This is a genomic window from Saliniradius amylolyticus (assembly GCF_003143555.1).
GTDB classification, from domain to species: domain Bacteria; phylum Pseudomonadota; class Gammaproteobacteria; order Enterobacterales; family Alteromonadaceae; genus Saliniradius; species Saliniradius amylolyticus.
Genome location: NZ_CP029347.1, coordinates 1,240,068 through 1,265,423, shown reverse-complemented (window position 1 = coordinate 1,265,423; position 25,356 = coordinate 1,240,068). Strand labels below are relative to the sequence as shown.

Here is a 25,356-nt window from a genome sequence, read left to right as displayed (position 1 = left end):
TTAAGGCTCTATTCAATACTGTCTAACAACTGTTGTAGGTACCGGGTCGGTATTGCGTAGGTAATATGGCTGGGATCTCGTAATACATCCTCCTTGGTTTCTTTCACAAATACCTTATTGACGATGGCGATTACCTCGCCACTGTTTTGTTCGTATACGGGACTGCCACTATTGCCGGGGTAGGCAGTCGCATCCAGCTGATAAGTTAAGAAAGGCTCTCGCAAACGCTTTAGTTTTTGAATGGAAAGCTGACTAGAATGATCTGCAGGTATGGCAATGGGCGTTCTGGCAGAAATAATTCCTTTATGTGTCACCGGATACAGCCCCAGCACCGCACCAATGGGAAAGCCGGTAAAGGCGATCTCGGTACCATCCTGATACCAACGAGTATTAAGCACCATTGGCGGCAGCTTGGCACCTGACAGCGCCAATATGGCCAAGTCATGGTCTTCATCCTTGGCGATCACAGTAACAGGGATAACGGTGATCTTGTCACCACTGCCAGCAAATACGGCGTAGTGCTGCCGGGTCTTTGGATCTAACGCCTGATCCACCACATGAGCATTGGTGGCGACCCACTGCCCCTTCGCCACGGCAAAGCCAGTACCTAATATTTTGACTCTAGGTGTCCCCATGGGCCTAAAAATACCCACTCCAACTACAGATGGTTTAACCTCAGTAACTACGCTTACCAGTGGCTTTCCGATTACCACCAGTGGCAGACAGGTCAAAACCATAACAATGACTTGAGACAACCGAATATTTATCAACTGAGCCTGGATTAAAAGTTCAATAAAAACATTATGTTCAGATTAGTCTGCCGCTGAACATTGTCCATACTTTAAGCACAAAAAAAGGGCCAGTATTCACTGGCCCTCTGTCTCTTTACTGACGTTTCATTCAACCCCGACGGCGTCCTGCCAGTCCCAGACCTAACAGACCCAGGCCAAAGATAGCCAACGTACCTGGCTCAGGAACGGTGATTCTAAACTCCGCGTTAAGAGTGTTTTCTTGTCTCTCCTCGGTGACAAAGCCAACACATCCGGGCGCGGCACCGACATTAGCGCAAGCATCATCGGTGATAGTAGTTAAACCGCTGAGCCGTGTGGTCAGGTAGTACATGCTGTCCCAGTCAGGGTCGAGGCTCACCTGGAAAGGCACGGTAAACTCAACAAAGTCACTGCCCACCACGAAAGGAAATGCCGGAATGGTGTTATCCACCACAAAGATATCCGCACAACCGCCGGCGTTAACGCCCTGGAAGTTTGGTTCACCATTGGGGCAAATAGGATCGCCACCGTTATTGTTTTGGGTCTCAAAGAACAAAATATTAAAGTGCAGCTGAGGCCCAGTGAATGCAAGAGCAGGTTGTCCCGGTACTGGCACACCACCAGGCATGGCAGCTGTAGGCTCCAGTAACAAGGCATCCAGCAATGAAGCATTGGTCAGGTAATCATCATTAATGATGAAGTTATTGTGGGTAATGGATGTACCGGGTGCAAAACCGCCATTCGTCACAATGCTTCCCTCGGATGCGCTGTCCACATCCAGGCTACTTCTGTCCGTAGACACCGCGGTACCCCACTCTAACAGAGTTGGCAGAGGACCATCGTCACCATCAACATCACCGTCTTCGTCACTGTCGATGATATTGCCATAAACAGAGCCCGAGTCTGAGCTGCCGCTGGCGGTGATAGGAGGGTTAGCACCAAGAGGTTCCCAATCAAGCCAACCGGCCTGGTTGGAGAAGTTCCAGTTGGTCACGATGCCTGCCTGAGCAGCGCTGGTAACACCTGCAAACAAGCCTGCCAGTAACAATTTATTCAGTTTCATCTTTGGTCTCCGTTCGTCAACCTATTTGGTTACGGAGTACTTAAGCATAGCTTGTGCCAATATATTAACGATTGATTTTATTGGGTTTTATTTAGAATCTTTAAATGAAAAATTAAAGTTGTAAAGAAAGCTGACAAACGACTTCAAATCTGACTAATCAGACAACACCACACGTTTAGCCACATGAAAGGCAATTCGCTGCAAGGGGTTACGGTTGCCCCAAGGTCGCCAGGTTATTTTCGTGCGGTTACGGTAAGCATCAAAATGCAAACCATAAGGTGCATGAATGACTGGGCCGCGCTCCAGCAGAATTTTCAATGCATAGGTTGCAGCCACTCCTGCACATAGCTTTACCCCCATCACTAAAGAAGGTCCTTTACGGGCCTTGAAGTCCGCTTTGGACGCATCCACCAGATAATGTCTTTGCATCATGGCCGGGGATAAACCGATCAAAAACTGAATCAGTTGTTCTTCCTCGGACTTAACGTCATCAAAGCGAAAGTAGTCCTCGTAAGTCATTTTACCCGGCATAAAGCAAAGGAAAGCTACGCCCATACCCAAAGGCGCTGCCGTGATCACGGGGATTTTCAATTCCTCACAACGACGAAAAATCAGTTTTCGGGCCTCCAGGGCGAAGAAGTCCAGACTATCGACATAAAGGTCCACGTTGTTCAGAAAGGCATCTACATTCCCTTCCGAAATCCCTTCGGGGAATTCATTTAGAGCCAGTTGAGGGTTAGTATCTCTGGCAATATCGGCCATCACCTGACATTTTTTACCTCCAAGCCGACTTAACAAAGCGCCGGCCTGGCGATTGATATTATGGATCTCAAACTCGTCGAAATCAGAGATGTTAAAGTTTTCGACACCTAAGCGGACCAAGGTCACCAGATGTTCACTGCCCACTCCCCCCATGCCCGCGATAGCGATCCGCTTGCCGCGCAGCACATCCTGCTCAGCATCAGTAACCCAACCAATATTGCGCGAAAAGGCAGCCTGGTAATCAAACATGACGTAGCGGATACAAACTGGTCACACTCGGATATCGGGCATTCAGTATCTCAGGAGGCCGGGCATATTTTTTCTTGTCGTCTTGTAACGATTGCAGCAGCTTAACCTGAGCAGCCAAATCCTGATCGATACGATCGTAAAGGAGTTGGAACCCGGTATTCAGTTCATCCAGTCCCTGCTCAGGCTCAATATAATAAGGCGCTCGCTTACCATGATACTCAGTGACTGGTCCCACTTGCTGAAACCGTATTCCGACAAAGTTCATGCTCCTGGCAAGCCTTGGCTCCATCATGACAAAGCAATGTCGAATACCCAGATTTACCATTACCGATGCCGCCGCCAGGTAAAGGCCAACAGCAATAAAGGGAAAGCAACGCAATTCGGTTTCCGAATAGGTATCCTCATTTATTACCCCAGTCTCCGCCCCCTTGTATTGATCCATAGTACGACGCCGATAGCTGGCTGGAACGGCCAAGCGGGAGATCTCACAGACCTCATCACGGTGAAACTGACTGGGCTTCAGGGTTGCCTGTTCGAGTGTATCTGAGCAAAACTTCTCAAGCGGTAACAGTTCCTGACTGCTGTGGCTGCGCACCACCCGAACGGTTCCGGCAAACCGATGTTTCGGCCAGTGCTCAATCAAACAGTGGACCGACTGAGGCTCAAACTCATCCGTTTCCATGCCCGATTGGCGCTGGGGCTCAAAGTGCAGTTCATCACAATACACGTTATGCCGTATGCGATAGGACTCATCTTTTAACTCATCCGAAATTGCCAACTGTGGCTTAAGATACTGTGAAAAATGTCTGGAAACCCGTTTTACTTCCCGGTTGGCCAACAGGGTGATCAAGTTGTGCGCTACCGGTCCGATAATGGGCTTGCGGGATAGGCGTCGGAGTAGTTTCATGGTCTCAGCCACCTCTATAGCTGACAGAAATATAGGCTGTACCAACTGCCTCAGCCCTTCGTGTGACACGATTACTTTTTGACTAAATATTGTTCAATCATAGATGACATAACCGGACTGTCACCCTTGCTCTTATCTTTAAAAAACATAAAAGATATTACGGTAATAACCATATGAGCTTTACACTCAGCAACAACCCGCAGTCTATAGTTGCTGTTTCAGATAACTCACCCGCTGGCGCAGCTCGCCCTGTAGCGGTGGCAACTCATCGACAAGAACTTTGGCCTCACTCCATTGCTGGTGACTGACTAACGCCTCCAGTAAATTCACACCAATGGCCGGGTTTTGTTTGCCGGTCAACTCATAGGCCCGGCGCAAAACACTGACCGCGGCCCCAGGCTGTTGTTCCTGTAACAAAATGGTGCCTTGCGTATCTAATATCTGAGCATCGTCAGGACTTAAACTAACGGCCCTATCAATCAATGATTTAGCCTGCTTCAGTTGCCCCTCTTGGGCTCGGAGCCATGCCAGATTATTCAACAGCATGGCATTGTCAGGCTTTGTCTCCAGCAAAGACTGATATTGCTCGGCAGCGGCGGGATAGTCTTGCTGTTGCAGCAGCCACTCAGCATATAGCATAGCGCTTTGATAGTCGTCAGGATGTGCCTTTAGGTGTGACTGCCAGAATGCTTTCGCTTCCTCTTTGTCGCGATGATTCTTGGCCTTGGCCAGGTTCAATACAATCTCGGGCTGCGGCTGCTGTTGATACAGTTCCATGAGTACCAACTCTGCCTGTCGGTAATTTTTCATCAGCATGTGATACCGTGCCACTAACTCCTTGACCAGCATTTGTTCAGGGTGGGAGGACTGCAAAGAATCCAGGACAGGTTTGAGCTTATTCAGCTGCCCTTGCGCCATCAGCCAGCGCGCCTGAAACACCCTGAACCGAAGGTTTTGTGGCCACAAACTGACCGCCTGTTCTAACAATCGTTGCACCCTTTGATTTTGTCCTTGTTGGCGCGCATCGTAAATCGCCAGTGCGTAGGCCGCAGGCTCACTGTCAGTCATTTCCAACCATTGCTTTGCTGTATCCGATGCCGCCTCTGGCTTTCCTGAACGCAGCTGCGTTTCATAAAGTGTCAGCCAGTATTGCTTTTCGGTATAGGCTTCTGGCTCAAATGTTTCCACCGCTAACGTTTGGGCCGCTTTATCGAAGTGCTTATGATGAAACTGGGCGTAACCTACTAAGGCTCTTATTGGCTTATTTTTGGGATATTGCGACAGGGTTTGCTCGAGCGTGTTCAGTGCCTGTTCCGTGCGGCCCGAAAAGCTCGAGAGTAAATAGATCTGTTTTAATAACAAGGGGTTTTGAGGATGTCTGGCCAAGGCACTATTAAGGTGTTGCTCCCCCCATTCATAATTCTCGGTTAGTTGAGCAAGCTGCGCCACATACAACGCCGTAGAGGGCGCCCCAGGCTCGTTGGAGAGCGCCTTCTCCAGCGCGGCTCTGGCCTGTTCGAACTGTTGCTGTTTTATATGAATGTAAGCCTCTAAATTATAGCCTTCCACCCGCTCCGGATATTGCTGCTGCCATGCTTTTGCCATTTTTGTGGCAGGGCCGTATTCACCGTACTTAACCTTAGCCATGGCATAAGCCAGCTCGGCTTCCGGGTATTCTCCCTTTTCAAGAATGACTTGCTCGAGGTGACCAAATCCAGCCGTGTCATCGACCCTCAGCTTAAGCAGCCCAAGTCTTAACTGAGTCTCAGCATTAAGATTATCGCTCTGCTCAACCTGCTCAATAATCCTGGCCACCGTACCGATCTCGCCACTGTCAGCGAGAGCCGTTCCCATGGATAGCAAAAAGTCGGGCGAGTATCCCTGATGCGTAGTGATCTGTTGAACCGCCTCTTCCACATACCCAAGCTTCATCCTTACCATGGCAAGCAACGGGTGAGCCGGATGCGACTGCGGCAAGTTTTCAGCCGCTGGTGCCAGGTGATGATAAGCCTGACTGAAATCCTCAAGCTGATAAAAGCTGGCGCCCAACACATACCCCAACATAGGCGAGGAAAACCCATTACTGCTAGCGATACGCGCATAGTTACGCGCCTGTTCGTAATCCTGTTCACGAAAGTAGGTCATGCCCAGTAGCGCATTGGCAAATGGTTGCCGTTCATTGGCTTTAAGTACTGGTTCCAGCGTTTCTTTTACCTGCTGTAATTCATCGTTATAAAAGTACGCATTAGCCAGAAGCAAGTAGGTTCGCCCCTGCTCAGGACGAAGTTGCCGATAATGTTTAAGCTTTCCAATAGCACTCTGAAGCTGTGTCATTTCCAGATCGATGCGAGCCGAGAGCAATACAGCGTCGGCATAATCCGGAGATTGCGCCAATACTGGCTCGATGGTCTCCGACGCTTTGGCTAAATCACCTTGAGCCGCCTGCCAGTAGGCTTTGGCAAAGCCTGCATAAGAATTATCTTCAGGTAAAGTCTGCAACACACTCTTGGCGGCATCGAATTGCTGTAGTTCAAGGTGGGCTACAATTTGGTAAGCCTGACTCTTTGGCGAATCAACTGCTTCCTGCTTCTGGCCCAGTTCAATGGCATCCAGATAGCGCTCCTGTAACACGTAAATTTGAGTCAGGTCCCCCACGAGTCCGGATTGCCGGGGCGACAGTTCATAAGCTCGACTCAACTCTTTGTCTGCTGTCTCATAGTCTCCTTGTTTCAGATACAACCGCCCCAAAGTTAGCCTCGCTGGCGCATAGCCGGGAAAGGCTTTAATCAGGTTTTTCAGTTCGATGATCGCGGCTCTTTCCTCTCCGGCCTTTATCGTGGCATGAATGTCTTGCAGCTGCTGCTCTTTACTTTGAGGGCTGCAAGCAATTAAAAACAGTAAACAAATAGACCAAATCGCTGGGCGCATGGCGTCAGGCTCCTTAACATGCCATAACTGGTGTAATGACTAATATAGACTAGGGTTTAAATTTTGAGTGCGCTTTTGAAAAGGACGCAAACATTGACCACTCCAACTCGATATTATTTCTTTAACGCTGGCGTCTACCTGGTCGTTGTCATGGCATTTATGCTGGTTAATCGGCCTATCGTCCTTGATATAGCCACTCACAGCTTTGACGACGGCACATACTCTCATGCTTACTTAATGCCATTGGTCAGCCTTTATTTGCTCTGGCATGGCTTGCGACAAGGAAACATACAACTTCGTCCGAGCTGGGGCTGGCTGTTTTGCGCTGCAATAGTGATGGCGTTAATGACACTGACCTATATCGCACAGATAGCGCCGTTGTATCGACTGCTGTTTGCCATCGCCCTAATGCTTCTGGTTAACGGGTTGTACAAGACGACCATAGCCTCACTAATGCCTATCTTGATGGTGTTTTTTGTGGTGCCGATATGGGGCATTCTAACTGTTCCGTTACAACAGCTCTCGATTTACGCCGTATCGGGTATTATGGCTCTGACCGGCGTTCCTACCTTTGTAGAGAATACCCACGTCAGCATCCCGCCAGGCACCTTTGAAATTGCCGGAGGCTGCAGCGGACTGAGATACTTCATCGTCTCCTGCCTGATTGGGCTGCTGTACAGCTATCTGAACCTCAGCCGTTGGCGCTCAGTGACGCTTTTTATGACTGTGGCCATCCTCGGCGCGTTAGTGACCAACTGGCTGCGTATCGTTGGCCTTATTGTGATTGGCTACGTCTCTGACATGAAAAGCCCTTTAATGGACGACCACAACCTGTTCGGTTGGTATTTGTATATTCCGTTTCTGGCGGGCCTGCTACTATTTGGTCGCTATCTGGCCCGGAAAGACAAACAGCATACGCCTGTGACGTCTGTGCGCTCAACGGTTAACAGTCAATGGCATCCGCTCCAGGCAATTTGTTTAATGGGCGCTACCTTAATACTGTCTACCCAAAGCGTGAGTTTGCTGCTCCCTTCGTCATCGGAGCAGGCTCCCGCTTTGCCCAACCGCATCGCCGTTAGCCCCATCATCCCCGATCCGGATCACCTGTCTACCAAACAAGGCAACCGCTATCCCGGGAGCCTTCACTTGCGGTACGCCTTTTCGGGTCTGCGACCGGGGAATAAGGCGTCTTATTACCTTAATCAACCCGTTCCCCCTGACTGGCATGTCCGCCAACGCCAGCTTAAGGGCCACTATCAGTGGACATTGGTAAGCCGTTCTGCCCGTGAGCACGCAATAATCGGTTACAGTTATGGAGCCGGACAAAAACAATTTGCCCGTGAAAGCCAGCTGAAGCTGGAACGATTGAAACAGGCGATAACACTGTCGCGCAGCAGCCATTTGGACTGGTATTATTTTCCCTGCCCTACTCTGTCAGAATGCCAGTCATTGTTTGACAGCCTGACCGAGGAGGGCTCCCCTTTACTTGGCCAGTCGCAACTTCAAACGGCGAAAATGGCCACGCAACACTAAGAAATCCAGTTGCCTTAACCATAAACGCCAGTAGTAATTTTTTAGTGCTCGACCAATGGCGACGCTGAGTTCATCCTGCTTTGCTCTCTTTAGCTTGTCATAAAGCTCCTGCCAGTTGGCGACCTGCGACTGTTCATAGAGTCTAAGACGCCGAATACGGTTTATGGCTTGTGTGGTCATAGGCGGGAAAGCGTCACTGTGTATGCCCAGTACATCGAGCGCAGCCATGGTTCGCAGACACTTTTCGCATTCACCACAGTTGTATGTTTTGTCATGCCAACAAACCCTTAATAGTTTGACGGCATCAGGATCCCTGGCGATCAAAGCCAACTTTTGCAGCCGGGTATGTTCAGCTCCGTCATGAATAATCTTTGTCTGTCGACTACTCCAGAGCGGGTCGGTTACAAAAGACGTACCTTCTATTTTCATCTCGGCATAACTGCTGCCCGAGGCGATATAACAGCGCGCCACCCCTCCTGCCAGGGCAATACTGGCCAAACCTGCCCCATTCCAGCGATTCCAGCCGATATTGTGGTGATAGCCTAAGTAACGCACATTGGTGGCAATAGCGCGCATCGGCATTTCGTCACGCGCCAGATAGGCAGTATTGCGTTCAAGAGCCTGCTGATACAAGGGGTCATTATCCAGTTGAATATCTATTCCCTTGGCAAAGAGCGTCTCATCTAAATGCGCTCGCTGTTTCAGGTAGGTGTGGGTGCCATCCACCCCGCCGGAAAAAAACGCCACTCGCTTTTTCGCCGGTGGCGCCGATTGGTAATCCCCGCCCGTAACGGCAATTGGTTTTAGGGATAAATTCAGAGACTCAGACCAACTCAAAAAAATGTCCTGAACCTGCTTAAGGTTTTCCAGTAATATCGGACAAACCGGAAGATCGTCAGGAAGCCGTATATCCTGACCCAACTGCATTGCCGGTAGCATCGCGGCCACCACAAAAGCATCCGCTCTGGGACGCAAGCCATAGCCCTTGGGAAACTCGAACCAGAGTTCAAAGTCACCACAAAGGCCTGTCAGACGTTCCTTGCCGTTTCGCTCAACCACTTCTACTGCTGATATTCTCATTCACTTACCGCTCCATCGCCCGGGCTTTTATGCTATCCGAGCCCTCAGGGTAAAATACAATCTGATAATGCTGGTCAACCTGTATATTTTCGAAACGCTGACTGGCTGGCCAAGCATTCGGCCAGACGACTTGAATATCCACTCGTTCGTTTTTCCCCAGGCCAATGTGAAGGCCACGTGCAGGTCCAGTATGGCGATAGTCCGGAGCTATCAGACGATGCGCTAACAACTGATCAGTTCCCGCTTTATACACCAGCACCCGACTGCCGATCCCGTCTATATTCTGACCTTTACCCATCGCTTTGCCATTGAGGCTCAGACGCAGAGAGTGATTCTTAACAGAGGATTCATTTGTATACACCCAGGCGCTGGAACGCTCAGCATTTTTAGCGCTGATCGCAAGATCCAGTAGCCCATCCTGATCGATATCATCGGCCGCCAGATACCATACGAGAGGCACTTCCGGGGTTGACAAAACCGCCGCCCCTGAGCGCATGTTGAAGTCTCCCTGAGAGTCTTGCATCAATAAGCGAAGCTTCTGGCCGGGCCCGATAGTCACTAAGTCTGCGTAGCCGTTATTATCCATATCTTCAAACACCAGTGTGCCCTTCGTAAGAGCTACACTGGCGTAAGTGTCCGGGTAAAGATCCTCAGCGCTGAGAGCCCGAGCGTGATAACCATCGGGTTGATTAAGCAGGACATGAAAATCCGATTGCGGCTCATCGCTGGCGGTCACACAAAACAGATCCAAGGCACCATCTTTGTCATAATCGAGATGGAAGATGCCACCACTGTAGTCACAAATATCAAATGCCGGCTGATACTGGCCGATGGTAAAGCCTTGGCCCTGATCATTGAGCAGCAGTTTCTTATCAGCCAGGCTCCATAGATCCGGCCAACCGTCCTGATTGAAGTCGGCCCAGACAGGTTCTTTTACTTGGGTATCGAACAATAACCGCCCGTCGTCCAGTGATCGAATACGCCCTTGTCGATTGATACGATCAAGCACTCCATCACCATTAAAGTCCGCAAAACTAAATCGATCTTTATAGCCTTGCGCGTAGGGCGTATCCGCCTCGGCTCGCCAGGCCTTCTGATGTTCAAAAACAAGGGTCTCAGCGCCTTTAGCCGAATGATTTTCAAAAAAATCCGAACCGGCCTCAGTCCCCCGGCACCAGAAGTCCGCCTTGTCGTCGCCGTTAAAGTCGCTGATCTGCGCACTCCAGGTGCAGGCGATATCATCCGCCCCGGATAGATGCTCACTGGCAACAGTATCCAACTCAAACCGTCCGGCGCCATTATTTAACCAAAGACAATGACGCCCAATCTCCTTGCCGTACTTACGCAGGTGCTGATGATCCAATGCCAGTTTATCCGGGTGACCGTCCCCGTTAAAGTCGGCCAGGTGAACGCCAAAGCTATTGTCCGGCCGACATTGCCCCTCTAGCGCCTCAGGTCGGTGCTGAAAAAAAATGGGCTGATTTTTATCCGGGTAGCGCTTGCGAAAGTGAGCCTCTACAGCATTATTACGCGCTTCTAATCGGGAGCGTGTTAACTGGCAGTCGCTTTGCCCCCGACACAAACCGCTCCAGGCCACAAACTCAAAGCCAGTGTCCGGCTTAGCGGTAAGGTTTATCACATCCTCTGGATCAACCCTTAAGCGACAGCGGTCAGCACACTCACGGTCACCAGCGATCCGTCCTCCGTCAGATACGCTAAGTTCAACGGCTTTATTCAGCTCATCGAGGACCCAGGCATAGGTTTGCACACTATTGGATCGATGTTGCCAGTTCCATAACCTTGGCACCATACTAAGCTTTGCGCACTGAGGGTTCACCCAACCCTCATAAAGCGCCTCCAAACGGGCCAGCAATCGCTGACGGGCAGAGACAGACGACTCAAAATAAACGCCGGCGGACAGCGTCAGCAGCGTTTCAATATTGTGGGTGTCCGTATACCAGCGGTGCCAACTTTCAGAGCTTTGTTGTTCCACTGATGCCAGGTCACTCATAAAATACAGCATAGCCGTGCTCTTAGCTCTTGTATTACATGAGCGGGTGCGTGCTTCGGTAAAGCCGGGCTTAGTAATAAAACTCTCAGATTCAGCATCAAAGCTTGAGGTGAACCCGTATTGTTCCACCGCGTTCGCCAGGCGTCTCAGCATTTCTGGTACATCCGAGTGGTCAAGCAGCCAATACGCCTGCCAAAGGAAATCGGCAATATTTTCACTCATCCAGGGCGAGCCAGCTCGGTCATCGCTCATTCCGTCTCCCGGATAAGGCATACCCTCATGGACACGGTAAGAATGCCGAAAATACCCCGGCATAGGCAGCCAATCATTATCTTTATCCCACTGCTTGGGGGCTTGCTGCATGTCTTTTAGCGACTCAATGCGCTCATTTAAATGTGCTAATACCCCCTCATTCGCGGTCATTTCAAAGACATTCAATTCAGCCAGCCCTACCAAGCCCGCTCCCCGCTCAGTGAAGCCTTCACTTTCACTGTCGTACGGGTCTCGACTAGGATGCTGATTCCAGCCTTTATCCGCCTGAAGTGCCATATCCACCAGCAGCGACTCATCCCACTGGGTGCTGTCTCCGGTTAAGGCCCAAGCCAGCTTCGCTTGCTGAGGGGCAATGTACTTTCCATCCGCGCAGGCGGTGGACTTGTATGTCCAGCAGCCCCTTCCTCCCTCTGGACGCGGGGGCACATCGTCACTGCGAACATAGTTAAAGTAAAACTGCTTGCTCAGATAGGCTTCTTTAAGATATCGCGCGTCTCCGGTCACCATGTAAGCCTTAAACAATGCGGAAGCTCGGTCAAACAGCCAGTTCGCATTACTGGAGCTGGTGAAATTAAGCGATCCGGCCCAGTGTTCGAACTGAGTCTCTAAATACTCGGCCATAGCAGGACTCTCGTCGGTTACTGGCCGAAAAGGAGGGACGATACCGCTTTGACTTAAGTAATAAGGGTCGTGCGTTACTAGAATACGCGGGAAAGGCAAGTGCTCTTTGTCGGTCCCCGCGTGGCTTAAAGACTGATGATAAGGCAATGGTTCGGGTATTGTCTGGCCTTGACCACCATCAGTAACCGTGAGCCAAACATCTCCCTGAGTCAGATCCAGCTCCGGCAGCTGGACGGTCGCTGAGCGAACCGACCCATCTCGCCAGTGCCACATCATTCCGGCCTCGACGTGACTCTCTATAGGTTGATCTCCCTGAAAAATTTGAATTTGTTCAGTTGACTGGATCACACCACTGGCCAGCGGCAAACCAAACACAACCAGCTCCTTATCTCCGGCAGTGACAGCTGAATCGACCTGCAACTTCACATAAGTGTGCAGCCTGTCAGCTGCCGGAGCCCAAAGCGCCCGGGTGTGTTTAGCGCTGCTCATGGCTAGCTGACATTCGTCTCCTTGCCCGCGACAAGCACCATCCCAACCAGCAAACTGCCACCCTGGTTCGGCAACCGGCTTCAGCGTCACAGGCTCTGACTGGGGAACAGTAAAATCACAGCTCTGAGCGCAACGCCAGGTCCCCCGATTTACAAGGACCTGTCCGCTGCCGTGATTATGGATCGTCAGAATCACGTCTCCCGAAAGACTACCCGGTGACAAAGGCGCTGTAGCGCTTACCAACAGGTTATCCGCTTGGGCCTCAAGCCCCCGATCCCGAGTGAACAGCAAGGGACGAACCTGCTGCCAGTCTCGTGTCTCCAACTCGTGCCAGTACAACGTTTGCTCTGGCTGGGTAAGCTTAGACACCTGAATTTCGCCGCCTTGTTCAGACAAATGCACGCGCCAAAGGTAGCCAGTATTCAGCTCAGCCGGTCCCAATTCGAAACGAGACAGATAGCCATATTGGTTGTTCGTGCCCGCGTAAAAATATCCGTTATCCGCATACACATAGTAATAATCATCACTGTGCTGACTTTGTATACCGAAACCAAATTGTCCCCGTTCAAACCACTGCTGTGCACTGAATTCAATACTAATAGTTATGGAACTTTTGGCGGGATAACTCTGCTCTCCTAAAACCTTATAGATGCTCTCGTCCCAGCCTGATAAACGCTCAATTTGAAGATGCGAGTCCAGATTCTGCCAGTTCTCCGGCAAGGCACTCAGGCCCTCCGTTCCCTGATCAAAATCCTGCTGCCAGATGAGCGCACCAGAGCCACCAGCACTGGCACCTAGTGACAAAAGCACAAGCAAAAAAGAATTGACCACTATCAGCCGCAGGCAACAAAAATGGTTAGACCACATGAGCTTTCCGGAAAGGAAATTCTGCTAAAAGTTTAGCAGTGGCGGGCTATTCAGCAATTGGAACTCAGCTTTCGGCAACGCTTTTGCATAGCGCGATGGTCGAACTCTCTGTCTACCGGAATACGACAAAGCTGGAAGCGCTGTGAATCAAGTTGAGTGTTAACTCCAGCGTTAAAAGAGAACGCCACCCGGTAGCCAAAGCTCCGAATCATGGAAAACATGGTCTGGTTAAAACTGCGACCACCGCCCACCGGATAAGACAAGGCCTCAACCTGTATACCAAGGTGCTGTTGCAACAATGCCTTGCTGTGCTGCAATTCAAAACTCAGTTGCTGCTCATCCAATTCCGTAAAGATTCGATGAGTATGGGAGTGCGCGCCGATAGTCATGCCGCCATCGACCATTTCCTGAAGTTGTGACCAGTTCATAAACTGACTGGCATAGCTACCCGCGTCGATATTCAGCCCCGTGGCCTCCCGTAATTGCTGCAACTGCTCAGAGACAGACTGCGGACTGGATTTTATTCGCGCCAGTACCGCTCGGATATCCTGACGACAATCGCCCTTCAGCGTCACAGGCTCGCTCCATGCGGGAAGCATTAACTTGTGGTCGTTAAACCGCCGCACCATCCAGGCAATTTCATCCCACCAGGCCAGTTCATCAGAATCCACCAAACCTGTCGCGATAAAAAACGTTGCCGGTATATTCAATTCCCTTAGCACCGGAAAGGCCAGCTCGTAATTGTCCATGTAACCATCATCAAAGCTGACAAATGCAAGGGGCCTATCCACCGGCTGATGGCTGTCGGCCATTGCAATCAACTGCACCAAATCAATCACCTCAAATTCTTGTTTAAAGTAACGAAGATACCGTTCAAGGCTGGTTTTAGAGCAGGAAAATACACAAGGGTCAAAGTCGGTCTGACGCCAGTCACCAATGCGATGAAAATTAAAGCAGTATACCCCTGGTTTCAGTTGATTAACTGTCCAAGGCCAGAGCCGGTTCAGCCTGGTGGTCCATGACACGCTCATGGCTTCAGACTCGTCTTGTAACTCGGCGCGGGCAGGATAAAGTCGCGGTAATCATTCGGGTTTCCCGACTTGCCGGCTTCCGCTGCCTTAATGATATTGTACATTTCCCGGGAGTTGACGTAGTGCAGACAATAATTCTGACCGTCGTTATAAGTCGACTCCAGATAGCTAAACATCTGCTCTGCCGGCTTACCCAAGAGCACCTCGGCGTCTTTCTCCTGTGTGCCATGGGTATGGATCTTGATAAAACGCCAATTAGGCTGACCTGTTACATGCACATTCGCTTTGACCCACAGATCCACCCGTTCGGGTGTGGGCTCCATCCCTGCTCGGATATCGGCATTTTCTATCTGTGGAAACACGCCTTTTTTACGGACTTTCCAGTTCAGCATTAGCGGGCCATTAACCAACAGCAAATCCCCCCATGCCTTTCCCCCGCACGTCACCGCCCGGCCCTTGTCATGGGACTTAGGCGCAGTGGGATCGTCTTTGGCGTAATAAATACTATTGATGGTGCTGGGCTGAGTGCAGTGAGGTGCCGATGGAAAGGTAAAGTCGGCATAACAGCCTGTTTCCCGTAACACGATGAGTTCGTTATTCACCCCACACAGGCTGCCATCGGGAGCCGAGTTATCCAACGTCCAGTTACCATGTATAAAGCCATACATGAGTTGGCCACTTTCAGGATCCGGGCTTAGGGCACCATGGGCCTCATGCAGACGAGAGGCAAAGTCGGTCAGGGTCTGCCTTAGGTTCTCGGCCGTATCGTCGTCGTGGTGCAGATGAACCTCGATTTCACCGAACCCCTGTTGGCATAACCAGGCAAGCTTATCTAAATGCTCGAAGCGGTACTCTTCCTCGGGATAGAAAAACGTGTGCTGTGGTGGCCGACCATCGGCATCCTGATGTCCCTTGACCAGTTCAGGATAACGACGCATCCACAAGTCCACTCGCTGACGCTCCTGCTCAAGGCTGATATCCCGGCCCCACTGGGGCTCAAAGTGATCCACAAAACTAAACATTATATGAACCGGCCCTGATTGGCATTTGGAACGCCCTGGCATCCAACGCTGTCTCAGATACGCCCAGAACCAGTTTTGCATATGCTTTTTACGCAGCACTGTCCAAAAGCCTGCTGCCAGCAGCAGAACAATGACTACAGCCCAGATCATTCTCTCGCCGTCCTCTTCCAATGGCCCTGAACATCACCGCTCATGTAGCGCAAAAAGCCTTTAAGCAGGGCCAGATTCATCAATACGAAAAAAAGCAATAAACGCTGTAAGCCACCCAGCCTTTTTCCTTGTTTCTGTCGGTTCCAGCCTTGCCATACCAAACCATAGACACCAAGCTGCAATAGCCATAGCAGAAGATAGCCAGGGCTGGCGATCAGGAAAGTGTTGGCTAGGGCAGCCACCACCAGGCAGTGTGGCACAAACCAGCGGCACACCTTATGACTCAGGTAGGAAAACCAACGCCAGCCATATCGGGGACTCAAGGCCCAAGGCATGGTAAATAAAGCCTGATAATTGCCCATGCCAATGCGTACACGGCGTTGGGCCTCGTCGACAACGCTGGGCGCCACCTTTTCCTGAGCCCTGGCCTCGGGATCGTAAACAAGCCGATAGCCGGCTTTCGCTACCTGCATAACGAGTCGAAAGTCATCGATAATGGTGTTTACTGGCAAGTCGATGTATAACGACCGACGAATAGCGTAAATGGCCCCGTTAGCGCCAAGGAGAGCGCCCATGCGTGATTCGTGAAACTTCAATATCTGCTCATATCGCCAGTAAAGTCCATCCTGATTATCACCCGACTCGGCATCCCATAAATGTAACTCCCCGCACACTGCTCCTACGCCCGCATCATTGAAGTGTCGCACAAGGGTTTTAAGCGCATCGGCTTCGAATTGGGTATTGGCATCGGTCATCACCAGAATGTCATCCTCAGATTCCGCCACCAGGTCATTTAATACACTACTTTTTCCGCGGTTACGTTCAAACAGATGTAACCTGAGGTTAGGAATATCGAGATTGCTCAACAATGCATTGGTCTCATCCGTACTGCCATCGGACCCGACTCGGATGGTGAGCCGGTCACTCGGGTAATCTAATGCCATCAGGTTGTGGATCCGCTCCACAATACAGCTTTGTTCATTGTAGGCGGCAATAATCACCGTTACTGGCGGCCACGCGTCTGGTTTACCTGGGCGTCGATTGCAACGTTGCCAGAGAAAACGGGTGTCTCTCCCAGTTTGCAGGATGCTGCTACTGAGCACCAACACTATGGGATATAACAAGTAAGTGTAGAGGACGACGCCCAGGCTCCCCCAAAGCAACCACTCCCAAAACGTATGCATTCAATCCCCCTGCCACCGACCCTTGCTAGAGTGGAGAGCCACTCGCAATGTCTTAGTGTGTATTATCCAGTAATCCCATCAGCTGCTGGGCGTTATGGTGCCACTGGCGTTCACGCTTAATATAATCTCGGGCGTTTTCCCCCACCTTTTGTTGGTGATGACGATCCCCTGCCAGCACCAGCACTTTCTCAATACAAGCCTGACGATCGCCCGCTGGGAAAAGCCAACCGGTCTCACCATCTTCCACCACTTCCTCGATGGGGGAATAATCCGGTGCCACCATCGCCTTGCCCATTGCCATAAATTCGAACAACTTCATGGGTGAGCCATAGTCATTGGAGTCGGGCAATATGCCCAAATCCATCGCTGCGAGGTAATCCACCACCTGTTCGTGCGGTAAACGGCCCGTCATAATCACCTGCTGCCCGGCGCCAGCTTCTTGTACACGTTGTTCAATGGCTTCGAAACAATACCCATCTCCCACCAGCAACAACACCAAGTCCGGGACCTCATGCAGTCGCTCCACCATCATATCGACAAACCAATCGATACCATGCCAGTGGACAAAGGCCCCTACATACCCTAGTACGACTTTATCCTGAACCCCTAACTGTTGGCGTAACTTTTGACGGCGCCTTTCGTCAGGATGAAAACGCGCCAGGTCGGCCCCATTGGGTGACACCACACTAGGTGGCAGATCTTTGTATGCTTGTTTCGCCACCGATTGAAAACGGCCGGAGATAAACACCAGGCCGCTGGCATGCTGAAAGATCCAGCGTTCAATCCTTCTTGCCAGCCCTTTAAAAAACAATGGTCTTACCCGCTCAACCAGGCAGGAGTCATTGACCTCAAGAATGATGGGCAACTTCTTCTGACGAGCACAAACCACCCCCGCCACCATAAACAAAGAGTAGCGTTCATAAATGCACTGGATCGATTGGCGCTTTACTGCACGACGCAACCGATACCAGGCAACAAGGTTATAAGACAGTTCAAACAGCTCAAACAGCCATTCAGGGGCGTGGCGTGTCCACTCCAATAAGCCTTTTAAAGGGTGTCGCCTGGCCTTTTCCGGGCTTGTCTTGCTGGCGCTTTGCTCAGGATCCGCTCCTGGTAAAGATAACAGTGACACCTGGTGACCAAGCTGCCTGAGCCCGTTGGTCACCCCTAAAATATGCACACCTTCCGCCCCCTGGCCCCGGGTACGATGATGAAATAACACCCTCACGAACGCGACTCCAGAGCGCACAGTTCAAAGCCTTGTGCCTGCCAGCGAGGAATGAGTGTTTTAAGGGCTTCGACACAACGATCATCGTCATCGTGAAAAAGAATAATATCGCCATTAACCGGGGGATGGCTGTCAAATTCCTGTACCAACCGTTCGGGGGGCCACTTCCTAAAATCCATCGAGTCGCGACTCCAGTGCACTGCCGTCATGCCTTTTCTGGCAAGGTACAGCAGCAGCCTCAGATCCCAGCGTCCCTGAGGTGCGCGAAACCACCGACACGAACGATGAGTGATGGCTTCGATGACAGCATTGGTACGCGCCACCTGTTGTATTTTTTGCTGATGGCTAATGCGATGAAACGGCGCATGGTCAAAGGAATGATTAGCCAATGTATGGCCCTGAGCATGAATTTGTGCTGTCAGCGAGGGATACCGCTCAACCTGCTGACCCAGCATAAAAAAAGTCGCCCTGGCACCAGTTTCAGTCAGTAAGGCCAGTAGCGACGGGGTCACTTCTGGAGTGGGACCATCATCGAAGGTCAAAAATAGCTGTTTGCGCCTGGGCGATTGACGTTTTAGCAACCAAGGCGCTAAGCAGCGCTGCAACCAGGGCCAATTAAGCAGATATGTCATCGCCCTGGCCCTGAGTTTCTGAGTTGTCCCCGGAGCTTGTATTTAATAGCTCCAACAGGCCCTTACGGTTTTCCTGCCAGCTGAAACGCTGACTGTATGCCTTTATGGCTTCGCTCGACCATGAGTGCTTCAATACGCCCTGCAATGCTTTTGCTACCGCGGCCGCGTCTTGGGGCGGGATTAACAGACCGCACAGCTCCCTGTCCAACACTTCGGGAATGCCGCCTACCTCTGTTGCCACCACTGGCACCCCGGCGGCCATTGCCTCTAAAACCACGTTGGGCACCCCTTCATGATAGCTGGGCAAAACCACTGCCTTGGCATGTTGCATCCATGGCCCCAAGGCTTTGTGAGGCACTACCCCGGCAAACTCCACCCGACCGGCAACACCCAGCTTCCTGGCCCGTTCTTTAAGGCGCCCTAACATGGGGCCACCGCCCAAATAGACCAGTTTCATCGGCTCCTCAGGGTCCACACTCAACCGGGCAAAACCTTCGAGTAATTCCATAACCCCTTTTGCTGCCTTTAAATTACCCACATACAAAAAGTAATTTCGTTTGATGGGAGGTTCTTTAGGCTCGCTAAATAAACTGTGGTCCACACCATTGTAGATGACGTGGATTTTATCTTCTTGAATCCCCATACTGACCATCTTGGTCTTCAGAGCCTCGGAGACCGCCACTATCCCTTGGGCCTCATCCGCCGCTGCCAGTATTTGACGCGCGCGATGTTTGTCCTGCGCGTGGATATTGATATCACTGCCATGCACCTTGAAGTAAAACTCCGCATTCAAACGGCGAGCGATAGGCGCGGCCGCAACCACATCGGGATAGGCCCAGGTCGCCAGGACTTTCTGCGGTCTGATACGCTGTAGCCAACGCCGCCCCCATAGCCAAAGCGACCAATACATGAAACGACCATACCAGCGCCGGCCAATCTTAGGCGTGTAAAAATAAGGTACCAAACGATAGTGAGACGACTTCCCCACCATAAACGCATGAGCCAGCCAGTCCGCAAACGCCACAGGAATCAAAAAGTACAGTTCGTAATCCTGCTCCAGCTGCTTAAACTGCTGCTGATTAAACATGGCCCGACTCGGCTGCCATGGCAACGGATAAAGGTTGGTAATAATTAATAGTTTGGGTTTACAGCTCACAAATCGTCACCCTGTGTTTGCCTGAAGCGTTTAAGGGGATGCTCGGCACTCGCCGAACATTTACCCGTAATTCACCTTGGCTGTATTTGTCCACTTCCCTCTGCAGTCGCTCAACCGCCTCATCACCGAGTGGCAACGGGCACTCCAGCAAAACATCCAAGCTATCCAGTTGGCTTTGCCTCACCTGAAACCGCTTGATTTCCGGGAACTCTTTAAACAAGTGGGGGAACAACTCACCGGGAATGTGAGCGCCGGATGGGGTCCTTAGCATGTCCAGCTTGCGACCCTCTGCGCTGTCCATCACTGGTAGCGGGTTACCGCAACCACAGCCCTCTCGGGCGAGTGAGACCCGGTCACCGTTCAGATAACGCACCAAAGGCATCCGGTAATTGAAAAGGTCCGTTAGGGCTAGATCACCACTGCCCTGCTCCAGACTCTGCCCTTGCTCATCCAGGGCTTCCACCATCAACTGGTCACTATTAATGTGCAGCCTCTTATGCGCTTGACACTCGGCGGCAATCAACATCACTTCACGACAGCCGTAGGTGTTGTATGTTGGGGCGCCAAAGGCCTGCTCGATGATCTGTCGCTGCGACTCAAACAAGGGCTCGGCGCCAGTCAATATGGCATTAGGCTGATACACTGTCAGCCCTTTTTCGACGATATAACGAGCTAACTCAAACAATGGGTTTACGTAACCAACAATAGCCTCAGGTCGCACTCGGTTTACTTCGTTAACGTAACTGTCGAGGTTATCGCTGCGCATGGCAAAAGCATTTAGCATGGTGCGGTTATAGAACCCATGATATAGCCGGTTTCTCAAACGCTTCGACCAAGGCTGAGGCCCAACATCGGTTCCCCACAGGTACAACGTTTTATGTCCCAGACCTGCCCCTAACCAACCATAAGCCCGCCACATAACCGCCTCTCGGCGTGTATTACTGTCGGGGTTTAGCTCGAAATGAAAAGGCTGACCGGTGGATCCACCGGTAGATTTACGAATACCACCACTGCCTGTCTGAGCCAGTACCCGGTCACGATGCTCGGTTAACACGGATTTGTTTACCGGAGGCAAACGTGTAAAGTCATCCCGGCTACGGATATCTTGTACTGAGTCAAGACCAGCGCGCTGCCAATGCTGACGATAAAAAGGCGAATGCTCAAAACAATGAGTCAACAGCCGCAGCAACTGTTGCCACTGATGCTCTCTGAGTTGATCTTCAGTCCAGTTCAGGTGATTTTTATACTCATCCAGGTAGTCCAGCAAAGGCTTGGACCTTAACTTCTGATAAACCGGCAATAAGACCTTGTTAAGCATCCAAGGGTACCAAGCCACCCCACTTCTCCTTTTGCCAGACAGTCAGAACGAACTGCAACTTATTCGTGTTTTACAATTACATTTATCATTGGTCATATCCGTTTAATGTCAATGTTTTGATGGAAAAAATGTCGTAAATTCAATCATCACTGGCTACACTGCCGGTTTGTAATCCATCCCGGATCACGCACACTGAGACAGCACAATGCCCAATTTGTCGTTTAAAGCGCAGGTATTGAATTCGTTAAAGTGGGTTGCTATCGGCCGGATAGGCACCCAGCTTATTCGATGGCTTATCACCTTCTGGGTGATCCGTATTCTCACCCCGGAAGACTACGGGGTGGTAGCCATCTCCGACATCTTGTTCAGCTTTCTGACCACGGTGGCGGGCGCCTTTGCCCTGAGCCCCCTGATTCAGTCAAAACAACTCAGTCAACAACAGCTGTCAGGCTACTTTGGGGCCATACTGTTGTTTTACCTCAGTTTGTTTGCCTTGCAGATGCTGACCGCCGACTGGTTCGCCTATATTTACGACAGTGAGGTAGTCGATGACATTCTCAGGGTCAATGCATGGTGTTTCCTGCTGCTGGCACTGGAAGCCATTCCCTCAGCCATGCTCAGCCGTCAAATGGCGTTTAAGTCACTATCACTCATCAATGCCGGAGCCAATATTGTGGCCGCCATCGCCACTCTCACCTTCGCTTTAAACGGCTTTGGTTTTTGGGCGTTAGTTTATGGAGAGATCGTCGCCATTGGACTTAGGGTAATCGCACTCACCCTCATCCACCCCATTCGTTTCTGGCCTTCGCTGGACTTTTCACAAATAAAAGAACTGGGACGATTTGGCGGCACCATGAGCCTGCTGTCCGTTGTGCTCTATCTGTTTTTACACCTGGATGTGGCCGTTGGTGGGTTATTACTCAGTAATGCCCAAATCGGTCTGTTTGCCGTTGCTCTCCAGTTTGCGCTGATGCCACAAAAGAAAATACTGCCATTAATTCGCCAAGTTGCCTTCCCAGCGTTTTCGCAGATACAGCACTCGCCTAAGCTGATCGGAAACTATATGTTGCGGGCCCAACAACTCTCAGCTCTGGCGGTCTTGCCGATATTTTGGGGGCTGGCCAGTGTAACCGACTATATTATTCCACTGGTTTTGGGAGCTCGCTGGGAGGACGCCATATTACCCACCACGCTGGTACTATTGATCATGCCTCTGCGATTCAGCGAAGAATTGTTTCACCCCGCCATAAAGGCCCTTGGCAAAGGTGGCGTATTGCTTAATAACACGCTGCTCAGCATCGCCGTCATGAGTGTGGCCATTGTCATCGGTAGCCACTATGGAGCTCCGGGGCTGGCCGGAGCCTGGCTTTTGGGCTTTCCTGTCGTCTACTTCATGTTACTGCGCCGCTACACCCACTACCTGCAGTTTTCAGCCATGGGATTGATGCGCAGTGTATTGCCCTTCGTATTGGCCGGTGGACTGATGCTACTGTTGGTGCACATCGCCAAGATATGGTTAGTCAAAGTAACCATCATCAACCTCACATGTCTGGTCATGCTGGGCGCTGTCACCTACCTGGGGGTCTTATGGTTGTTTTGCAAAGACAGATTACTAGAAAGCAAACGGTTGCTGAGTCAGGATAAACCTAAATCAACAATTTAATAATTACCACCATGCTGGCAATGGCCCCTGCTGACAGCGCCAGCCCCAACCAAATTACTCTGCCTAACCCTTCGACATTGAGGCTTCCATTCATCCTGGCCGTGCGATAAAAGCTGGCCACTGCCAGTCCCGCGAACAGGTAACCAATCAATGTATAGGAACGACTTAAGAAAAATGCGGTGCTCAAAAAGCCCAAAAAAGAGTAGAAATACGTTGTCATTAATAACTGTTGCTCTCTAACCCGTTCATAATCAGTATCCTGACCGTTTGCTTCAAAGCCAACATCAGCCTTCTTTTCAGGAAGGGATAGAGTATTTAGTTGACGCCTAGGGTAGACCATATACAGCGTCAACAGGGCGAATAGCATCCATAACAGATAACCCACCATTCCTAATTCGGCCAATACCAGTACATAAGAGTTGTGGGCCGTCAGGCCGTGATGATCAAGAAAGTTATTCTGTCCCACACCGAACAGCGGGTTGGAAAAGAACATCTGCATGCCTTCATACCAGGCATCGACACGCCCGTAAGCAGAACTCTCGCTTGCATCAATGGAGCGAAACTTAGTCAATACCACCACCACCAACGGCAATAACAACAGCCCGAAAAAGAACGCCTTTACCTTGCCGTAACGAAAATAAAAGCCCACGGCCATCAGAAATAACAGCGATACAATGGCCCCTCTCGAGTTCGTCAGGTAGACGCCATAAGCGAGAAAGACCGCCACGCCCAACATCAATATCTTAGTCAGCCAGTTGCCTCGATAGATAAAGAACATCACAAAAGGCAGCGTCATTACCAAAAACATGGCCAGATCATTAGGGTCATTTAAAAACCCCAGATAAGTTATACGCCCATGCAAGGTCATCATTGCCCCACTCCAGCCTATCCCCATCGGGTCAGCGCGCTGCGATATGCCATTATGTACCATCAGGATAGCCGCCAGAATAGCCAGCAGCATCAACGTCTTTTGCCGAGCCGGCGTTGTAGCGATGCTACATACCACGAGGAAGGGTAAGGTGGCCCCAGTGAGGAAATTAATTCCACTTTGAACCCCGCCCCCCAACCACCCATTGAGCGCACCTGAGACCACCATCACCGGAGTCACCGCCAGGCATAACCAGAATTGGATGGGGAATACCTTCGGTCGCGTTAATAACAGATAGGCAATAAAGGTCAGTATCAATGAATACCGAATAATGGGCGTTTCGTAGAGAGTCTGCCCCATTTCATGGGGCCGAATCAGCACCAGTGCAAAGTAAATTAACAAAAACACAAAAGGTATTGTGGAGTCGGACTTCTCCGCCTCCATGGATTGAGGTTTACCCAAACTCTGTACCAACATTAGCTGTTTCCCAAAAACATCAATACCCTGGATAGCACTCGCGCCGAGGCATAGCGAAGAGGGTGCCTAATCCAAAGTACTTCTCCGATAAGGCCCATACTATCGGCCAGTTTTGCCTTATAGCTGTCGTTCATCGAGCCCAGCATCAAGTCATAATCCCAGTCCGAGTGACTCTTACGGCTCCACAGATGCAAAACCAAACCCGGTGACATGGCCGAAAACGCCGGGTCCCAACCGCTTTGATAAAAAAACAGCCGCCCCTGATATTCATAGTAACAGTGGATGCCGTAAATACATTCGGGCGACTCCAAGACACTCATTTTTAGCCGTTTTGATGTTTGCATCTGGCGTTGATGAAAAGCATTAAACGCACCAGAGATAAATGCACCGGTCTTGCCTCGCTGATGCCAGCGCTTTTGGTGCAACTGTTTTAAGCTGGACCAATAATCTGTCATTTCGCTCCTTGCCAACCAACGACAGTGGGCCCCCTGATTTTGAAGCTTTCTCAAACGCCGTCGATACTGCCGTTCCAAAGACATTGATGGAGGACTGCCCGCTAAAGACATATAACGCAGGCCGAGAGGTCGAAACTGGACTCTGGGCTGGCGGGCAACAACGCTTAGCCAGCCAGCCTTCTCGGACAGCGCCCGCCAATAGCACCAATCAAAAGGCAAGGCACACACCGCGCGTTCTAATATCATCATTAGCTCAGAACCATGCGCTGGGTGAACCAAAGCGTCGGTATACTCCGAGGCAATTTCCGCCTCTTCTGGTTCCCCCTGCCCCAATGGCCTCAGCACTCTGGCTCCTAAGTAGGATGGTTGGGTGTACAGTGGCAACAATGCCACCAGGTCCCTCCGATGATTCCATACCAGCACGGCCAGTAAGCTCCAGTCGCTTTGCCAGAAGCACTCGTACCAAGGCCGCAACCATTGAGGCGATGAGAACCACCCGTCTTTGCCGTACTCCTTAGCCAGGGTCTGCCAGGCATGTTCATGCTGTTCCAGCTCCTGCCATTCGGTGATCAGGGCACAACGATAATGGGCCGTTTCTAACAGGTCATGCATAGGATCC

General features: G+C 50.9%; 18 protein-coding genes. 2 read left to right on the top strand and 16 right to left on the bottom strand.

Annotation, left to right across the window (positions count from 1 at the left end; translation table 11 throughout):
* Nucleotides 1-8 precede the first annotated feature (8 nt).
* From HMF8227_RS05920 to prsT, 5 genes are all read right to left on the bottom strand, one after another.
* Complete coding sequence (locus tag HMF8227_RS05920) at nucleotides 9-635, bottom strand: S1 family peptidase (protein ID WP_275425498.1); 627 nt, start codon at nucleotides 633-635, stop codon at nucleotides 9-11.
* 265 nt (nucleotides 636-900) lie between these two features.
* Nucleotides 901-1,833, bottom strand: a complete 933-nt coding sequence (locus HMF8227_RS05915; protein ID WP_109339296.1) for a THxN family PEP-CTERM protein — start codon at nucleotides 1,831-1,833, stop codon at nucleotides 901-903.
* 153 nt (nucleotides 1,834-1,986) lie between these two features.
* Nucleotides 1,987-2,844 (bottom strand): ThiF family adenylyltransferase, encoded by an 858-nt coding sequence (locus HMF8227_RS05910; RefSeq protein WP_109339295.1) that lies wholly within the window; start codon nucleotides 2,842-2,844, stop codon nucleotides 1,987-1,989.
* On the bottom strand, nucleotides 2,837-3,751 hold the full coding sequence (locus HMF8227_RS05905) for a PEP-CTERM/exosortase system-associated acyltransferase (protein ID WP_109339294.1): 915 nt from the start codon (nucleotides 3,749-3,751) through the stop codon (nucleotides 2,837-2,839). Before HMF8227_RS05905 ends, HMF8227_RS05910 begins: the two co-directional genes overlap by 8 nt.
* A gap of 204 nt (nucleotides 3,752-3,955) precedes the next feature.
* Nucleotides 3,956-6,679, bottom strand: coding sequence for an XrtA/PEP-CTERM system TPR-repeat protein PrsT (gene prsT, locus HMF8227_RS05900; protein ID WP_109339293.1), 2,724 nt, complete (start codon nucleotides 6,677-6,679; stop codon nucleotides 3,956-3,958).
* 93 nt (nucleotides 6,680-6,772) lie between these two features.
* Between prsT and xrt the strand changes: the two genes are divergently transcribed.
* Entirely contained in the window at nucleotides 6,773-8,212 is a 1,440-nt protein-coding gene (gene xrt / locus HMF8227_RS05895; RefSeq protein ID WP_162558512.1) for an exosortase, read from the top strand.
* On the opposite strand, the gene HMF8227_RS05890 is transcribed toward xrt, so the two are convergent.
* Genes HMF8227_RS05890 through HMF8227_RS05850 form a run of 9 tightly spaced genes read right to left on the bottom strand, consistent with a single transcriptional unit; the run spans nucleotide 8,162 to nucleotide 21,292 of the window.
* Nucleotides 8,162-9,292 carry a hypothetical protein gene (locus HMF8227_RS05890; RefSeq protein ID WP_162558511.1) on the bottom strand — a complete coding sequence of 377 codons (1,131 nt, stop codon included), beginning with the start codon at nucleotides 9,290-9,292 and terminating at the stop codon, nucleotides 8,162-8,164. The genes xrt and HMF8227_RS05890 overlap by 51 nt on opposite strands.
* Nucleotides 9,293-9,296: 4 nt before the next feature.
* Nucleotides 9,297-13,553, bottom strand: a complete 4,257-nt coding sequence (locus HMF8227_RS05885; RefSeq protein WP_109339290.1) for an FG-GAP-like repeat-containing protein — start codon at nucleotides 13,551-13,553, stop codon at nucleotides 9,297-9,299.
* Between the two features lie 50 nt (nucleotides 13,554-13,603).
* Complete coding sequence (locus HMF8227_RS05880; protein WP_109339289.1) at nucleotides 13,604-14,584, bottom strand: polysaccharide deacetylase family protein; 981 nt, start codon at nucleotides 14,582-14,584, stop codon at nucleotides 13,604-13,606.
* On the bottom strand, nucleotides 14,581-15,756 hold the full coding sequence (locus tag HMF8227_RS05875) for a hypothetical protein (protein WP_109339288.1): 1,176 nt from the start codon (nucleotides 15,754-15,756) through the stop codon (nucleotides 14,581-14,583). Before HMF8227_RS05875 ends, HMF8227_RS05880 begins: the two co-directional genes overlap by 4 nt.
* The gene (locus HMF8227_RS05870) at nucleotides 15,753-16,940 is read right to left on the bottom strand and encodes a glycosyltransferase family 2 protein (RefSeq protein WP_109339287.1); all 1,188 of its coding nucleotides are present in this window, start codon (nucleotides 16,938-16,940) and stop codon (nucleotides 15,753-15,755) included. Before HMF8227_RS05870 ends, HMF8227_RS05875 begins: the two co-directional genes overlap by 4 nt.
* Nucleotides 16,941-16,992: 52 nt before the next feature.
* Nucleotides 16,993-18,168: a glycosyltransferase family 4 protein gene (locus tag HMF8227_RS05865; protein WP_109339286.1), complete on the bottom strand. Its 1,176-nt coding sequence runs from the start codon at nucleotides 18,166-18,168 to the stop codon at nucleotides 16,993-16,995.
* The gene (locus HMF8227_RS05860; RefSeq protein ID WP_109339285.1) at nucleotides 18,165-18,800 is read right to left on the bottom strand and encodes a polysaccharide deacetylase family protein; all 636 of its coding nucleotides are present in this window, start codon (nucleotides 18,798-18,800) and stop codon (nucleotides 18,165-18,167) included. The genes HMF8227_RS05865 and HMF8227_RS05860 overlap by 4 nt, the downstream gene beginning before the upstream one ends.
* Nucleotides 18,784-19,887: a glycosyltransferase gene (locus HMF8227_RS05855; RefSeq protein ID WP_162558509.1), complete on the bottom strand. Its 1,104-nt coding sequence runs from the start codon at nucleotides 19,885-19,887 to the stop codon at nucleotides 18,784-18,786. Before HMF8227_RS05855 ends, HMF8227_RS05860 begins: the two co-directional genes overlap by 17 nt.
* Nucleotides 19,888-19,945: 58 nt before the next feature.
* Nucleotides 19,946-21,292, bottom strand: a complete 1,347-nt coding sequence (locus tag HMF8227_RS05850) for a phenylacetate--CoA ligase family protein (protein ID WP_239421215.1) — start codon at nucleotides 21,290-21,292, stop codon at nucleotides 19,946-19,948.
* A 187-nt stretch (nucleotides 21,293-21,479) separates the two neighbouring features.
* On the opposite strand from HMF8227_RS05850, the gene HMF8227_RS05845 reads away from it, so the two are divergent.
* A complete protein-coding gene (locus HMF8227_RS05845) occupies nucleotides 21,480-22,937 on the top strand; it encodes an oligosaccharide flippase family protein (protein ID WP_109339282.1) in 1,458 nt (485 codons plus the stop codon).
* Here the strand turns inward: HMF8227_RS05845 and HMF8227_RS05840 are convergent.
* On the bottom strand, nucleotides 22,921-24,282 hold the full coding sequence (locus HMF8227_RS05840; RefSeq protein WP_109339281.1) for an O-antigen ligase family protein: 1,362 nt from the start codon (nucleotides 24,280-24,282) through the stop codon (nucleotides 22,921-22,923). The genes HMF8227_RS05845 and HMF8227_RS05840 overlap by 17 nt on opposite strands.
* Nucleotides 24,282-25,349: a GNAT family N-acetyltransferase gene (locus HMF8227_RS05835; protein ID WP_109339280.1), complete on the bottom strand. Its 1,068-nt coding sequence runs from the start codon at nucleotides 25,347-25,349 to the stop codon at nucleotides 24,282-24,284. Before HMF8227_RS05835 ends, HMF8227_RS05840 begins: the two co-directional genes overlap by 1 nt.
* Nucleotides 25,350-25,356: the final 7 nt, after the last annotated feature.